Origin of the sequence: Psychromonas saccharinae, from assembly GCF_051201515.1 — a bacterium.
Taxonomy (GTDB): Bacteria; Pseudomonadota; Gammaproteobacteria; order Enterobacterales; family Psychromonadaceae; genus Psychromonas.
The window spans coordinates 3,365,452-3,381,893 of the sequence record NZ_CP195153.1 but is presented as its reverse complement, the minus strand read 5'-3'; the positions used below and the strand labels follow the sequence as shown (position 1 = coordinate 3,381,893).

Here is a 16,442-nt window from a genome sequence, read left to right as displayed (position 1 = left end):
TTAGTTAAACTCGACGTTCAGAGCCTCGCATTTGCGGGGCTTTTTTATGACTTAGCTAAGATTGATAAATAAACCAATTGTATTAAATATGTGGGCTAAATTTTGCACCGGAAAATAGATCTGCTAATTATTACAATTGGTTTTATGAAGGAAAATACTATGAGTGTCCTGAAAGGGCTGCCCATAGTATTCTTTATGTAGCAAAGTGGGGAGTGTTTATTCTTCTTACCAGTTTTCACCGAGAATTTCGAAATGTGCCTGTGGATGAATACAAGCAGGGCAAAGTTTCGGTGCTTTCTTAGCTTCGTGCAAGTAACCACAGTTTCGACAACGCCACACAACCACACCATCTCGCTCAAATACACGACCTGCTTCAAGATTATCCGCAAGATCCCTAAAGCGTTTATCATGTTGTTTTTCAGAAACAGAAATTGCTTTAAAGGCGGCCGCTATTTCACCAAAACCCTCTTCTTTAGCGATTTTAGCAAAGGCAGGATACATATCGTTCCATTCATGTTCTTCGCCCGATGCAGCTTTTTTTAAGTTATCGAAAGTGTTTCCGATGCCGCCACTTGAAATCGTTTCAGTTATTTCGACTGGATTGCCTTCAAGAAATTTAAAGAAACGTTTAGCGTGCTCTTTTTCTTGATTTGCCGTTTCTTCGAAGATACTTGCGATTTGTACAAGTCCTTCTTTTTTGGCAACGCTGGCATAAAAGGTGTACTCATTTCTTGCGCGAGATTCATTAGCAAATGCAAGCATTAAGTTTTTTTCTGTTTGTGTGCCTTTAATACTTTTTGACATGGTTTCCCTTCTTGATTTTGTTGTTTAATTGCTTACTGATAAGAGTAAGTATTTATTGTTAATAAATATAACGCGTATTATTCGAGGCAACTTTGATCTAGACAAGGGAGCAGAGTGATTGAGGTTGATAACCGTGATGTCTATTATTTAATGAATCAAACAAATGTTTATTACAAATCAATTTTAAGGCTGATAAATGCACTTGTTTTTATTGTAAACCGAAGAGTATCTTTTGATAATACCCACACTTAATAATCACAACAATAATATCGAGAGAGAAAATGAAAAAATCTATTTTATTAGCCTGCGCAATGATTGCTTCAACCACTAGTTTTGCATCTGAGCATGAACACGCACATTGGGGATATACCGGTGATGGAGCACCTGAAAATTGGGCGAGTCTTACGGGCGATAATTTTGCTTGTACGGGCAAAAATCAATCACCCATTAATTTAACTGGCTTTATTGAATCTGAACTTGCCCCAATTGTATTTCATTACCAAGCAGGGGGGAATGAAATTGTTAATAATGGTCATACTGTGCAAGTGAATTATCAAAAGGGCAGTTATATTGAAATCGACGGTAAACAATTTAATTTATTACAATTTCATTTTCATGCGCCAAGTGAAAACCATATTAATGGTGAAGCGTATCCACTTGAGGGACATTTAGTGCATGCGGATAAAGATGGCAACCTTGCGGTAATTGCTGTGATGTTTAAAGAAGGATATGAAAATAAAGGATTAGCAGCAGCATGGAAACAAATCCCTATGCATGAGGGCGATAAACATGCTTTTAGTGCAAGTGTGGACGCGCTTGATATTTTACCTGAAAATAAAGATTACTATCGTTTCAATGGGTCATTAACGACACCACCTTGTTCAGAGGGCGTTCGTTGGTTCGTAATGAAAGAAGCGGTTACTGCATCTAAAGCACAAATTGAAGCCTTTAAAGCAACCATGCACGGAGCAAATAACCGTCCATTACAAGACGTAAATTCTCGCGTTATTTTAAAATAATCGATTTAAAGTTCAGCCTATGGATATAGGCTGAACTTTAAATCACGTCAATGCAAATAATACATATGGCAATATTAAAAAGGAATCGGGTAAGTTTTTAATACGTGGTTAATATCATCAACCGTTTGCTGGCTCAGTGGTTTTGAGAATGCATTAATATCTTCTTTTAACTGATCCATTTTAGTGGCACCAATAATCGTTGAGGTGACGCCATCAACTTTATCGCACCAAGCTAAGGCTAATTGAGATGGTGTGAAACCATATTCTTTCGCAACCTGTGCATAAGCTTCAACGGCTTGGTGGGCTGTTGGTGTATCTCTGAAATTGCCATTACGTTGTGAAATTGTCCAACGACTTCCTATTGGTCGAGCACCATTACTGTATTTACCACTGAGTAATCCACCCGCAAGAGGAGACCAAGGTAAATAAGCAATTTCTTCATGCACACAGTTTTCAATTAAATGTGGCCAATCCATTGTATGTAATAGATTGAATTCATTTTGAATCGATACCATGCGTGGTAAATTATGACGTTCGCTTAATTTTAGGTACGTATTGATCCCCCATGTACTATCATCGGATAAACCACAAAACCGAATTTTACCGGCATCTACACAGGTTTTAAGTGCTTGTAATATATCAAGCATTTGTGCTTCATGAGCGACATTATCAGTGTCGCTGAAGGAGATTTGATTGGTCCAATGTTTATTGAAATGTGCTGTCGTACGATTTGGCCAATGTAATTGAAACAGATCGATATAATCAGTTTGCAAACGTTTTAGCGAGTTATCGACGGCTTGAATAACGGCTTCTCCAGTAATTGGACCGCCATCACGTACCCAAGGTAAACCTGCACCTGCAATTTTGGTGGCTAGAATAATATCTTTACGGCGACTTGGATTCGCTGCTAACCAGTTACCAATAATGGTTTCGGTTTTACCATAGGTTTCTGCAGAGGGTGGCACTGCATACATCTCTGCAGTATCGATAAAATTAATACCTTGGGTTAATGCATATTCAATTTGTTGATTCGCATCTTCCTGAGTATTTTGTAATCCCCAGGTCATACTACCTAAACAGACGCGTGAAACATTAAGACCACTGCTACCTAATACTGAAAATTCCATTGTGATTCCTAAATTTATGAATGAGTTTTAATAATGAGAGATGCCATCAACGGGAGAAGTTGATGGCATAATTTGAGATTATTTATCTTGAACGGTAATACTATTAATGGTGATTGCTTGTAATGGTTTATCTGAATGATTGGTGGCAACATTCGCAATATCATCGACGATAGCCATACCTGAAGTAACGCGACCAAATACTGCGTAACCCCATTTATTGTTGTTAGCATCTAAGAAGCCGTTGTCTTTTTGATTGATAAAGAATTGGCGCGTTGCTGAATTTGGATTATTGGTTCTTGCCATTGCAATGGTGCCGCGTTCATTGCTTAAGCCGTTTCTTGATTCATTTTCAATACTTGCTAATACATCTGCGCGACTCCCTGATTCCATAAAACCACCGCCTTGGATCATAAATCCTTTAATTACACGATGAAAGACCGTATTTTTATAACCGTCTTTTTGTATATAGGTTAAAAAGTTTGCCACGGTTTTTGGTGCTTCTTGCGGGTAAAGCTCAATGGTGATGTCACCTTTAGAAGTGTCGATTACAACATTTGGGTTTGCTGATGCAAAAGTAGAAAAACCAAATAGTAGAACAAACAGGGTAAATAGTTGTTTCATTGAATCATTCCTTTAATAGGTAAAAATAGTTATTTAAATTTAGCGTTAAGTTCTGGATCGTTAATTATCTCATCTAACAATAGTGATAACTGGGTATTTAATTTATTGCCCGTTTTTTTAATATTGACACTGAGTGGCGCTTCTTGTTCAGTATTCGAGGCAAATATTTTATTAAAGACGGTCGTTCCGCTTTCTACACGAACGTTAATTGTGATGGTTGAATTAACCGTATGGCTAAAGCTTGTTTGTTTCACTTTTGATAACAGTTCAATAAGTTGAATTGTTATCTTATTTTCACTTTGTGGATTTAATCTTAACCCTGTTTCTGCCCATTTTTGTTGGAGAGATTGTTGGATTACTAAACGACTATTTTGTGCATCATTGATTAAAGTCGCGACTCCATCACCCTCCGATACAATAATTAAGTATTGTGCAGTACGAAAATCTTGGCTGGTGATTTGCCAATTTAGTTTGCTTGTCGATACGCTATTTGCGGGTATTTCAGATAAGGTCGGTTGGAGTGTAATGCTTAGAGGTGATGTGCTGCAAGCGACTAATAAGAATGAACTTGTAAGAAGTAATGCTTGAGTCATTTTTTTGATAGATAAATAAATCACAGTGTTTCCTTTGGCTAAATGGGTGACCTTTATTTTATTGCGCTTCGATAATAACAAATAGATTAGTGTCTGTTGATCTTTATTAGTTATTCTTGCCGATGACTATTTTATAACGGGTATATCAATGCGATTTAATTCCAAAGATCGAAATAAGAATGATTTTTATACACAATTAATATTAAGTGATGTTAATTGTGCTTACAACCTATTCACTAGATATCTGTTTATTCTCTTTTGTACGGTTTGGTAGTTGTTACTGTTGTTTATCTGTTTTTTGAATTTTTGTTTGAAATGTGAGCAGGTGATAATAAAAATAAATACAAATGATCTTGTTAAAATTTTTAACAACCGACCGGAGACCTTATGAGCTCTGGGCTTCAAGTGGTTATCCACTTTTTCTGTGGATAAGTCTGTGGGGACTTTTGTTAAAAGTCCCTGAAAGCCTGATGATTACTTGCTTGAGCATATATTGCTGTAAAAACACGCTATAGATTTATTTGTTTTTAATCAATGGCTTATAAATGTCAACAAGTCATGTGACATTTTTATTAAATAAAATACTAGCAATATTTGTTTTTTTTATGGTCGATTTTTTTATGTGTATTATTTTTATTAAAATACGAATAAAGGCATTGACAACTGTCATTTGGAAGGATCTTTTATTGGCTGTTTTTTGACCTGTTTAATAATATAAGTTGGAATAGAAATTGATTTATTACTCTTTTAATGGATTTTTCAAATATATTTAAAGCAGGGATAAAATGATAAAAAAGCCCCTAGTTGTTATTTTAAGTTATAAAAATGGCGGGTTGGTTGAAATTCAAACTCTAATGGCTTGTTTTTCACAATATTGGTGCAAAGAAAAATAGACATTTTTTGATAATAAAAAGATCTTTACTGATAACCTATTCAATTTAATCCTTTAGATCGTTAGCCCTATGCTTAGAATCTATTTACCTCTCCACTTGCTGATTTTTTGTATCTTGAACGGTAACGGGTATATACCCGTTATCAATCAAAATGCGTTTATCAGTCACTAGCTCGGATACCAAGGCAAGGCGTAACATGATGACCTTTCAAACGATTAACTGCGTTAATCCTCTATCGGTAGATGTAAAAACAAGACTTTACATCTTTAATGGCTAGTCCTTATCGAATGTTATAACGCAGTATTGCCATGGTTTATAAGAAACGAGCTAGTGACCCACAGGACAAGACGAGAGGCAAACATCTTCGTTGTTATAAAGTCTCGATTTAACCCGTTAGATCTTCACCTTTATGCCTAGAATCTGCTCACCTCTCGTCTTGCTGATTTCTGCATCTTGAATGGTAACGGGTATATCAGTAATATCTATTCCTATTTATTAAAACACGGGTGTTGTTATGAGTAAAAAGTTTCAGCTAGATGCTAAGTTTGCCCCTGCCGGCGATCAGCCTAAGGCTATTGAAGACTTAGTCAGTGGGGTTGAATCCGGGTTAGCTTTTCAAACCTTATTAGGTGTAACGGGCTCGGGCAAAACTTTCACGATGGCGAATACCATTGCGCAACTTAATCGCCCGACGTTAATTCTTGCGCCGAATAAAACCTTGGCTGCGCAATTATATGGCGAAATGAAAGAGTTCTTCCCTAATAATGCCGTTGAATATTTTGTTTCTTACTATGACTATTATCAACCCGAAGCCTACGTACCGAGTTCGGACTCTTTTATCGAGAAAGATGCAGCGGTCAATGCGCATATTGAACAGATGCGATTATCGGCGACTAAAGCTCTATTAGAACGAGAAGATGTTGTGTTGGTTGCTTCGGTTTCTGCTATTTATGGGTTAGGTGATCCTAATGCATATTTACAGATGATGTTGCACTTAACGGTGGGGGAGATTATTTCTAGCCGCGATATCTTACAACGCTTAGTGGACTTACAATATAACCGCAATGAAACCGAACTAAGCCGTGGTACTTTCCGTGTGCGTGGCGAAGTGATCGATATTTTCCCTGCCGACTCAGAAAAAGAAGCATTACGTATTGAGTTATTTGATGATGAAGTTGAAAATATTACTATTTTTGATCCCTTAACCGGGCAGCAGTTGGATAAATTATCCCGTGTGACGGTTTATCCTAAAACGCACTATGTTACACCGAGAGAACAAATTTTAGATGCGATTGAAGGGATTAAAGAAGAATTAAGAGAGCGTAAAAAAGAATTCTTAGCTAACAATAAATTAATCGAAGAGCAGCGCATTTCACAACGTACTTTATATGATATCGAAATGATGAATGAACTTGGTTATTGTTCAGGCATCGAAAACTATTCACGTTATCTTTCTGGTCGTGGTATCGGCGAAGCGCCGCCAACATTATTTGATTACCTTCCCAAGAATGGTTTGTTAATTATCGATGAAAGCCATGTTACCGTGCCACAAATAGGGGCGATGTATAAAGGTGACCGATCACGTAAAGAAAATTTGGTTAATTATGGTTTTCGTTTACCCTCGGCACTAGATAATCGCCCTTTAAAGTTTGAAGAATTTGAGAAACTGGCTCCACAAACTATTTATGTGTCGGCAACACCGAGCGATTACGAGATTGATAAATCACAGGGGGATGTTGTTCGTCAGGTTATCAGACCAACGGGGTTATTAGATCCGGTTATTGAAGTCAGGCCGGTTAATACGCAAGTTGATGATCTACTCTCTGAAATTAACTTGCGTATTCCATTACAAGAGCGGGTATTAGTGACAACGTTAACTAAACGTATGTCAGAGGATTTAACCGATTATTTGGGCGAGCATGGTATTAAGGTACGTTATTTACACTCCGATGTAGATACCGTTGAACGTGTTGAAATTATCCGGGATCTACGTTTGGGTGTATTTGACGTGTTAGTCGGCATTAACTTGCTACGAGAAGGGTTAGATATTCCAGAGGTATCTTTAGTCGCCATTCTCGATGCCGATAAAGAAGGTTTCCTTCGATCGGAACGTTCATTGATTCAAACCATGGGGCGTGCAGCACGTAACTTAAAAGGCAAGGCTATTCTATATGCTGACCATATTACGAAATCCATGGCCAGTGCGATTAAGATTACCGAAGATCGTCGCGCGTTACAGGATCAATTTAACCAAGATAATAATATTATCCCTCAAGGATTAGTGAAAAAAGTCGGCGATGTGATGCAACTTGGTAAGCGTGATGTTAAAAAAGGCAATATGAAACTTGATAAAGTAGCTGAATATAAGGCCGGTTATCAGGTTGCCAGTGAGCAAGATATACTGAAACAGATTGCGGTGCTTGAAAAACAGATGTTTGCCTATGCTAAAGATTTAGAATTTGAAAAAGCGGCACAACTTAGAGATGAAGTCACTAAATTGCATGAACAGTTAGTATCGGTCGGGTAGTGTTAAAAAATATTTTTATTTTTAAAAGGGCAAATAAACGAATGGTTTATTTGCCCTTTTTTTATTTAATAGAAACTATGCTATTTCTCTTTCTGCTGCTAAATCACTTTTTTCAGTATTGTAGATTGATTCATCAAGTTCATTTTCACTTTTACCGATTAGAATTGATACCATCATGTCACCACAAACATTAACCGTTGTACGTGCCATATCTAGGATACGGTCAATACCAGCAACGATGGCTAGACCTTCAATCGGTAAACCAACGGTGGTTAATACTAGCGATAACATAATTAAGCCGGCACCTGGTACACCCGCTGTACCAATTGAGGCAAGTGTTGATGTCATGACAATTAATGCAAAATCAGACATGCTTAAATCAATACCAAATGCTTGCGCAATAAACATTGCACAAACACCTTGATAAAGTGCTGTTCCATCCATATTAATCGTTGCACCAAGTGGCAGTACAAAACTGGCAACGCCTTTAGACACACCCATTTCTTCACGTGCCGCTTTAATTGTTGCTGGTAGCGTACCTGAACTGCTCGTTGTTGTGAAAGCAACGGCTGCTGGATTTGCCAACCCTTTAAGGTATTGAATAGGATTTAATCGGCCAATAAAAGCAATTAAACCCGAGTAGAAAACGCAAACGTGAATTAATGAGCCGAGGTAGACAACGGCAATCACTTTGATTAATGGCAGTAGAATGTCGATACCGAATTTACCTGATACCCATGCCATTAGACCAAATACACCATAAGGTGCCATTTTCATTACCAGTTCAGTGAGTTTATACATGGCTTCGGCGAGGCTTTCGAACATCGCAACAGCTGGTTTTGCTTTTTCGCCAATTAATGTTAATGAAATACCGAGACCTAATGCAAATACAATAATTTGTAGAATATTACCGGCAGCTAACGCACCCACAGGGTTTTTAGGAATAAGATTAAGGAATGTTTGAATTAATGGTGGTGCTTCTTTAGCAACCGTAGTGGTGTCTGATGCGATCATATTAAGTCCTTCACCTGGGCCGAAAATAGCAGCAAATCCAAGTCCAATACTAATCGCAATAGCCGTTGTACTTAAATACAATACTACGGCTTTTAGTCCGATTCGTCCCATTTTTCGGGTATCTTCCATCGACGTTACACCGACAATTAACGAAAAGAAAACCAATGGTACAATCAACATCTTAATGGCGTTAATAAATAAGGTCCCGATAGGTTTAAGCATCACTGCCTCTGGGCCCATTACTACGCCGACGATAACACCGAGTATCATCCCGACCAGTACTTTCTTCCATAGTTCGAGTTTACTCCAAAAGTTTCCCTTAGTTGGCGACTGTGACTCATTTGTACTCATGCTATTCTCCTTGGCATTTTTGATTAAATGTGGATTAATAAAATATATACCCCTAATAGCAATAAGTGATCCAGTTTTATATTATTTAACTTGTTGATATTTAAGAGATAAATTTAAATAATGTTATGTTTAGGTATAACAAAAGTAATTGTAAATGAGATGATTTTAAAAATAGTTTTAAAATTCAATAAGATAGGTTTTTATAACCATAGTTATACTATAACCATGGTTATACCCATTGCTAAGCAAGATGCAGGCTTTTTTATCTTTAATGGCAATAGGCATGTCGGTTTTTGATTAATCTAGCTGGGATTTCTTTAAGCGTTTACTTAATGCAGGTTGAGATATTCCAAGCATTCTGGATGCTAATGATTGATTACCTTGGGCCCGTTCCATCGCAGAAGCAATCAGTAATTCATTGATTTCTTGTAAAGTGGGGAGGGGCATATTGGGATCAAAGAGCGCCGAATCTAAAGTCTGCGTTTGTTCCGTTGTATTGGGATGACTGATTACTCTTCGGAATACTTCCATTGATAGGATCCGGCTTTTATGTTGGCTTACGGCATCATAAACCAGCCCCTGTAATTCTCTGATATTACCAGGAAAATGATAATTCGATAATAAAATGGGTAATTCCTTGGGGTAGGTCGGCGTTTGTTTATTAAATTCAGCCGCTGCTTTTGCAAGAAAATGATCAAATAGTATTTTTAAATCGTCTTTTCTTTCTCGTAGTGCAGGAATTTCTATGTGATGAATATAAAGCCGGTAGTAGAGATCCTTGCGGAAAGATCCATCTTCCACTTTTTTATACAGATCTTGATGCGTTGCTGCCACAATACGTGCACGACTGCGTTTAGGACGATCGCTGCCTAATGGGTAGTATTCACCTTCTTGTAGCAAACGTAATAGTTTGATTTGCGAAGCACTGCTTAGATTACCTATTTCATCGAGGAATAATGTGCCATCGGAGGCGCTTTCTATCATCCCCATTCTTTTTTTATCTGCCCCCGTAAATGCACCACGACTATGACCGAATAAAGTATCGGCGAAGGCATTATCATCGATACCTGCGACGTTGACACGAACCATATCGCCCTTACGGTTACTCAATTTATGCACTGCGGTGGCAATTTGTTCTTTGCCAACGCCGCTTTCGCCGGTGATCATCACTGGTTGGCGACTGGAAGATACCGATTCTAAATATTGAAAGATAGAACGCATCTTTTTATTGGCTGTAATAATCGGAGAGAAGAATTCGGGATTTTCTAAGGTATCAGTCAGGAAGCGTTTTCGCATTGCTTCATTTTCTCGACGAATTTCAAGTCGATCAATAGCACGTTCGATGCCTTCTAATAGGCGGCTTTCCTCGGTGGTTTTAACGAAGTAATCGTAGGCACCAAAACGAATACAATCCACGGCAACTTCAATTTGATTCATGCCACTTATTATAATGACACCAACCTGAGGGTGTTTTTCTACAATTTCCTTGAGCAGTTGATCGCCAGAAATATGCGGCATATTTAGATCTAACAAAACGAGTCCGATTGGATTTTCGTTAATCATGGTCATAACTTCACGGCTATCGCTAGTTTGGTAGGTATGATTGATACCAGTGCGACGTTCTAAGGCGATAGATAAACTGCGAATAAAGCTGGGTTCATCATCGACGATCAAAATGCCAAAATCGGGGTAACGTACTGTGTTCATATTTATTGTTCTTCTGCTTTGGGGAGATAAAGGGTTACTTTAGTTCCTTCATCTTGTCTGGAGTCAAAGGTTAATCGTCCACCGTGTTCTTCTACGATACTCGAAGATATCGACAATCCTAAACCTGTTCCACCTTGTTCGCGCTTTGTCGTAAAGAAAGGATCCGTTAGTCGTGATAAATGTTTATCTAGAATACCCGTGCCATTATCTTCAACGGTTAAGCACACCATCTTTGTTTCACTGTTATAGGAGGTACTAATCGAAATGCTTTGTTGTATATCATTTAGTGCCTGGCAAGCATTGACGATTAAGTTAATAACCACCTGTTGTAATCGTTGTGCATTACCTTGAATACGAGGGATATGGCCAAGGTAGTTTACTGAAAAATTTTGTGTTGCTGAACGAATGGTATTATCAGTAAGACGAACTGCAGTCATCACCACTTGATTGAAATTGATCATTTTTAATAGATCAATGGGTTCCTGACGCGCAAAGTCGCGTAAATCATCAACGATACGACGAATATGTTGAGTACCTTCAAGCATATCCGTCAGCATTAATGGAATTTCTTCACGCATCCGACTATAACTCAATCCCGCAACGTAAAAGTCGCCATGGGTAGCGTAGTGTTCTTCCAATATCTCATCTAGGTCGTCAAAGGTTTCCTTTAACACCGGTAAATTAAGTAATAGTAAACCAGTTGGATTATTAATTTCATGGGCAACTCCCGAGACTAAAATACCCAGCGAAGCCATTTTATCTGCTTGGATTAATTGTTGTTGCTGTAATGCTAATTTTTGGGTTCTACGTGCGACTTGTTTAGTTAAGCTTCTATTCCAAATCACAACGCCACCAATAATGATAGTCAGAAATAGCGATAAACCCGCTGCGAGTAATCCAATGGTTTGCCAATCAAATTTCTTTTCGGTTAATGGGCCAAACCATTTATTATAAATCTCCTGTTGCTTCCCCGTATTCTTTAGGATTGCAAGTCCTTCACTAAATAATGCAAGTAATTCTTTTTTATCTTTCAATGCTGCATAACCATATATTTGTGGCGGTAGGGGATTGCCTACGGGTTCTATATTTGAAAGTGATAATTCTTGTCCGAGGTATAAACCGGGCAAGTTTGCTACGAAGGCATAATCGTATTGTCCAGAGGCAAGCAGTCGGAGCGCCGCTGCATGGGTATCAGTTTTTACGAAATGAATATTAGTGTTGGCGGCAACAAGTTGTTCAAACATAATGCCATTATTTTGTACCAATACCCATTTATCGGTTAGATCATTAATGTTAATAACGGGTGTGGCTCCTTTGCGTGCAAACACCGATTGATGAACTATCGAATGGGGTGGGGTAAATCCAAATATTTTAGCCCGTTCTTGTGAATAGGAAATGCCCTGTAAGAGGTCTATTTTTCCTTCTTCGAGTTGTTTTTTCATGTAGTCCCAACTGTCAAGTTTGATACGTACACGAATACCCATGACCTCAGCAATTGCTTTTGTTAATTCTGTATTATAACCATCGGGTTCACCATTTGCGTTTAGGAACTCATAGGGAGGATAATTATGATCACCACCAATAGAAATAATGGTGTTATTACCCTGAGCATAAAGGGAATGACTCAGTCCAATTAAGAGGATATAAAATAGATTCTTTATTCGACTCGGAATAATACAAATGCACCTATGAATTGCTGTAACTTCCGTGTTTAATTTAATATTTACAGCCATTTTAAAAATCCATCGGCATTATTTTAAGTCGAAATTATAGCGACAATTGGTATTCATGTGAATCGAATACAGGAGATTAAGATAGGTCGATCTATTTTAACAAATTGATTGTGCAAAGTGATTTTAATATTTATGGTAGAGCGACAATGTATTACATCCAAACTAAAAGGGTTGAAAATGATTAAACTTCACCATTTAAATAAATCACGTTCTAAAAGAATTATTTGGTTATTAGAGGAATTAGGCATTGAATATCAAGTCGTTCCTTATCAACGTGACAGTGTGACGTTTCTTGCACCGCCAGAATTAAAAAACATACATCCGCTTGGTAAATCACCTGTGATTGAAGACGCTGGAATGGTGATAGCTGAGTCTGGTGCTATTACTGAATATCTTATTGATAAATATGCTGCAGAGCAGTTTTCGCCGGTAAAAGGATCAAAGGACTTTGTTGAATATTCTCAATGGATACATTTTGCTGAGAGTTCCGCGATATTGCCGTTATTATTGAAAATGTTTATTAGTAAAGATGGTTGTAAAACCAATTATGTTGAGGGCTATGCCGATGCCGAAATAGCTAAAGTGATCAGTTATTTAGATCAATCTTTGCAGGGAAAACGGTATTTAGTGGCAGATAAATTAACAGGGGCTGACTTTATGATTTCGTTTATTATTGAAATTGTAAAAAATAATGGTCAGTTAGATAATTTTCCTAATCTCGTTGCATACGCTAAACAATTAGAAACGCATGATAGTTTCCATAAAGCGGACGAAATAGAAGCAAGTTACAGTTAATACTAAATACGAGGCAGTTAGACGCTAAGCCGTCAGATATTAAGCAATTGCAAGCAGTATGGAACCTACGGTCAGCGCACCTTTTAAATATTTACCTGCGGTATAGCTTGTGTCTTTTTCTTTGGCGGCAACTTCATCACTTTCTGGTTTATCGAGGCCTAATGCGCCGTGTGCAAATGAAGACAGCTGTTTAGTAATTTCAGTTGATTTTTCTTCATCAGAATCATGGTCTATTTCCGATAATTTAAACAGTAAATCTTGTCCCTCTTCCGTTTCCGATAAGGCACTTAGTAACGCTTTCCCTTCTTCAGAAATAGTGACGGTACTTGCTTCTATTTTGAGTGGGGCTTGCTTTACTTCTGGTGTTACTAACTTAGTAGACGATTTATCTATTTGAGTTGTTGTGATTGCGGGTGCATTATTTAGGCTTACAGATGTCATAGTTTACCTCATTAGTGTGCTTATTTATTAATCGGCAATAAAAACAAAAGCTTTAATGATTTTGTTTTTTAATTTACTGACTATGAAATTAGCAACAATTAAGCCAAGTTTGATTTTTAAACGATTTAGTCAAATTATTTTAATGATTAAATTGTTTTTTAATTTAATTTCAATGGATTATGCTTAATTAAATGTTTGTGGTTTAAGTTGAAAAAATAGAATTTGTACATTAATTACATATTTTAACTAAAAAATAATAAGGCAATAGTGTGTCTATAGCGGCAATATTTGCCCTAAATATTCTCACTTTATGCTAATTTGCCGATACACTGTATTTTTCTTATTTTGGGATAGTAATTATTTATGACACAAGGGCAATGTGATCAACTGGAAGGATTGATTCTTTCCAGGCAAACCATTGAAAGAAAAGAAGGGGTGGAGTTGGTGTTCTGGATGACCACTGAATCTGGGCCTTGTCGTGTTACTGTTCCGCAACAACGTTATGTCTTTTTGATTCACCAACGTGATTTAGCGCAGGCTAATCGTCTTTGGGCCGATAAACGTATTACTCCTCTTGAGGTACGTCCACTAACATTAAAATCCTTTACGGGATTGCTTGCTGTTGCTGTTTATAGTCTATCTAATCAACAACTACGTGCCCTTCAAGAAATACTAAAAGCTGAGAATATTGCTTTTTTCGAGTCTGACATTAAATTAACTGATCGCTATTTAATGGAACGCTTTATTTATGGTAGTGCCAAGGTGTGTACGGATCTTCGATGGACAGGGCGTTATTGGGAAGGTCAAACCCATAAATTATTACCTGCAGAGGTGGTCAAACCGCTTAAAATGGTTTCTCTCGATATAGAATGCAGCCCGCGAAGTGAACTGTATTCAATTGGTTTGAGTTATGGAAATGTATCTGTAAATACACCGACAGAGCAGGGCATTAATGATAATTGTCAATGTGCAGTAGTATTGATGATTGGCAAGGCGCAATCTGCCGATGATATTAATATTCATTGGGTTAATGATGAAATGGCGTTGTTAATTGCGCTTCAACAATGGTTTGAACTGCATGATCCCGATGCCATTATTGGTTGGGCCGTTGCCAGTTTTGATTTGCGATTACTGGCTAAGCGGGCAGAACATCACCATATTGAATTGCGACTTGGTCGTGATGGGTCACCTTTGCGTTGGTTGCCATTTCGTAATGATCCGGAGCAGGGAACCCTAATTTTAAATGGCCGTGTTGTATTAGATGGTATCGATCAACTCAAAAATGCGAGCTGGCAATTTGAAAGCTTTAGCCTGGAGTTTGTTAGCCAAGCAATGTTTTCCGAAGGTAAGTTGATTACAGAACAAAATGATAAAGGATTAGAAATAAAGCGTTTATTTCATCAGGATCCACTGGCATTGGCGCGTTACAATCTACAAGATTGTTTATTAGTCGAGCGTGTTTTTGCGAAAGCACAATTATCTGAGTATGCAATACAACGTGCACGTTTAACGGGGTTAGCACTCGATCGACGTGGTGGTTCGGTTGCCGCATTTACCAATTTATATCTGCCATTATTGCATCGAAGTGGTTATATTGCTCCCAATATTGGTGATATAGAAGCGCAGAATTCGCCGGGTGGATTTGTAATGAATTCAGTCCCTGGATTATACGATTGGGTGTTAGTACTCGATTTTAAATCGCTTTACCCTTCGATTATTCGAACCTTTAAAATTGATCCCATGGGCATGATTGAAGGATTACAGGAACCTGAAGTAGATTCAATTCCTGGATTTAAAGAAGCCCGTTTTAGTCGTGATAAACATCATCTTCCCGGAATTTTAGATAAATTGGCTGCCGCACGAGAAATCGCCAAAAAAGACAATAATCAACCCTTCCAGCATGCGATTAAAATTATTATGAACAGTATGTACGGAGTGTTGGGTTCTGCTGGATGCAGTTTTCATGATACTCGTTTAGCCAGTTCAATTACGTTGCGTGGACATCAAATCATGATGGAAACCCGTGAGTTTATTGAGCAGAAAAATGAACAGGTTATATATGGCGATACCGATTCAACTTTTGTTTGGTTAAAGGATTGCAATAATGCCGAGGATGCAAAGCGCAGAGGGCAATTATTAGAGAAGCAAATTAATGATTACTGGCAACAGAAATTACAAACAGAACTGCAACTGGATTGTTTTCTTGAGATTGAATTTGAAACCTGTTTTAGAAAATTCTTTATGCCAACCCTAAGAGGATCAGAAACAGGTTCAAAAAAACGTTATGCCGGATTAAAACAAACGGGTGATAGCGAAGAAATTTTATTTAAAGGGTTAGAAACCGTGCGTTCTGATTGGACTGAGCTTGCGCAGGTTTTTCAGCAAACTTTATATGCGAAAGTATTTGCTGATGAACCGATTGACGATTTGATTATCGATACGGTAAATCAACTCAATGAAGGTAAGCTTGATCAACAATTGATTTATCACAAACGTTTACGTCGTCCCTTGGAGGCTTATCAGAAAAATGTGCCGCCACAGGTGCGCGCGGCGAGGTTAGCCGATCAACATAATGCACGGTTAGGCCGACCATTAAAGTACCAACGACGAGGCCGGATTGCATATCTGATGACGCTTAATGGACCTGAGCCACAGGAATACCAGCAATCGACAATTGATTATCAACATTACATCGATAAACAATTAAAACCGATTGCCGAAGCGATATTGCCGTTATTGGGTAAGGATTTTGATCGGCTTATTTCCGATCAAATGAGTTTGTTTTAAAATGAAAAAACAGTTTTCGCTTGCAGACCT

General features: G+C 37.9%; 12 protein-coding genes. 4 read left to right on the top strand and 8 right to left on the bottom strand.

Features of this window, described 5'->3' with window-relative positions:
- Positions 1–225: 225 nt before the first annotated feature.
- Positions 226–804, bottom strand: coding sequence for a rubrerythrin (gene rbr, locus ACR30L_RS15170; protein WP_435235086.1), 579 nt, complete (start codon positions 802–804; stop codon positions 226–228).
- 281 nt (positions 805–1,085) lie between these two features.
- Here rbr and ACR30L_RS15165 point away from each other — a divergent pair, with 281 nt between their 5' ends.
- The gene (locus tag ACR30L_RS15165) at positions 1,086–1,823 is read left to right on the top strand and encodes a carbonic anhydrase (protein ID WP_435235085.1); all 738 of its coding nucleotides are present in this window, start codon (positions 1,086–1,088) and stop codon (positions 1,821–1,823) included.
- Positions 1,824–1,897: 74 nt separating this feature from the next.
- Here ACR30L_RS15165 and ACR30L_RS15160 read toward each other — a convergent pair whose 3' ends face one another.
- The 3 genes from ACR30L_RS15160 to ACR30L_RS15150 all read right to left on the bottom strand — a co-directional run bounded on the left by ACR30L_RS15160 (position 1,898) and on the right by ACR30L_RS15150 (position 4,188).
- Positions 1,898–2,950: an aldo/keto reductase gene (locus ACR30L_RS15160; protein ID WP_435235084.1), complete on the bottom strand. Its 1,053-nt coding sequence runs from the start codon at positions 2,948–2,950 to the stop codon at positions 1,898–1,900.
- A 78-nt stretch (positions 2,951–3,028) separates the two neighbouring features.
- Positions 3,029–3,571, bottom strand: a complete 543-nt coding sequence (locus ACR30L_RS15155) for a peptidylprolyl isomerase (protein ID WP_435235083.1) — start codon at positions 3,569–3,571, stop codon at positions 3,029–3,031.
- A 29-nt stretch (positions 3,572–3,600) separates the two neighbouring features.
- Positions 3,601–4,188, bottom strand: coding sequence for a YajG family lipoprotein (locus tag ACR30L_RS15150; protein ID WP_435235082.1), 588 nt, complete (start codon positions 4,186–4,188; stop codon positions 3,601–3,603).
- A gap of 1,383 nt (positions 4,189–5,571) precedes the next feature.
- Between ACR30L_RS15150 and uvrB the strand changes: the two genes are divergently transcribed.
- Positions 5,572–7,584 (top strand): excinuclease ABC subunit UvrB, encoded by a 2,013-nt coding sequence (gene uvrB, locus ACR30L_RS15145; RefSeq protein ID WP_435235081.1) that lies wholly within the window; start codon positions 5,572–5,574, stop codon positions 7,582–7,584.
- A gap of 75 nt (positions 7,585–7,659) precedes the next feature.
- Here uvrB and ACR30L_RS15140 read toward each other — a convergent pair whose 3' ends face one another.
- From ACR30L_RS15140 to ACR30L_RS15130, 3 genes are all read right to left on the bottom strand, one after another.
- On the bottom strand, positions 7,660–8,949 hold the full coding sequence (locus tag ACR30L_RS15140; RefSeq protein WP_435235080.1) for a dicarboxylate/amino acid:cation symporter: 1,290 nt from the start codon (positions 8,947–8,949) through the stop codon (positions 7,660–7,662).
- Positions 8,950–9,246: 297 nt separating this feature from the next.
- Complete coding sequence (locus ACR30L_RS15135) at positions 9,247–10,656, bottom strand: sigma-54-dependent transcriptional regulator (RefSeq protein WP_435235079.1); 1,410 nt, start codon at positions 10,654–10,656, stop codon at positions 9,247–9,249.
- A 2-nt stretch (positions 10,657–10,658) separates the two neighbouring features.
- The gene (locus ACR30L_RS15130) at positions 10,659–12,389 is read right to left on the bottom strand and encodes a transporter substrate-binding domain-containing protein (protein WP_435235078.1); all 1,731 of its coding nucleotides are present in this window, start codon (positions 12,387–12,389) and stop codon (positions 10,659–10,661) included.
- A gap of 177 nt (positions 12,390–12,566) precedes the next feature.
- Here ACR30L_RS15130 and ACR30L_RS15125 point away from each other — a divergent pair, with 177 nt between their 5' ends.
- Positions 12,567–13,184, top strand: a complete 618-nt coding sequence (locus ACR30L_RS15125; RefSeq protein ID WP_435235077.1) for a glutathione S-transferase family protein — start codon at positions 12,567–12,569, stop codon at positions 13,182–13,184.
- A gap of 39 nt (positions 13,185–13,223) precedes the next feature.
- Here the strand turns inward: ACR30L_RS15125 and ACR30L_RS15120 are convergent, their stop codons facing one another.
- Complete coding sequence (locus tag ACR30L_RS15120) at positions 13,224–13,625, bottom strand: hypothetical protein (protein ID WP_435235076.1); 402 nt, start codon at positions 13,623–13,625, stop codon at positions 13,224–13,226.
- Positions 13,626–13,988: 363 nt separating this feature from the next.
- Between ACR30L_RS15120 and ACR30L_RS15115 the strand changes: the two genes are divergently transcribed.
- The gene (locus ACR30L_RS15115; RefSeq protein WP_435235075.1) at positions 13,989–16,412 is read left to right on the top strand and encodes a DNA polymerase II; all 2,424 of its coding nucleotides are present in this window, start codon (positions 13,989–13,991) and stop codon (positions 16,410–16,412) included.
- The last annotated feature ends 30 nt before the right edge of the window (positions 16,413–16,442 follow it).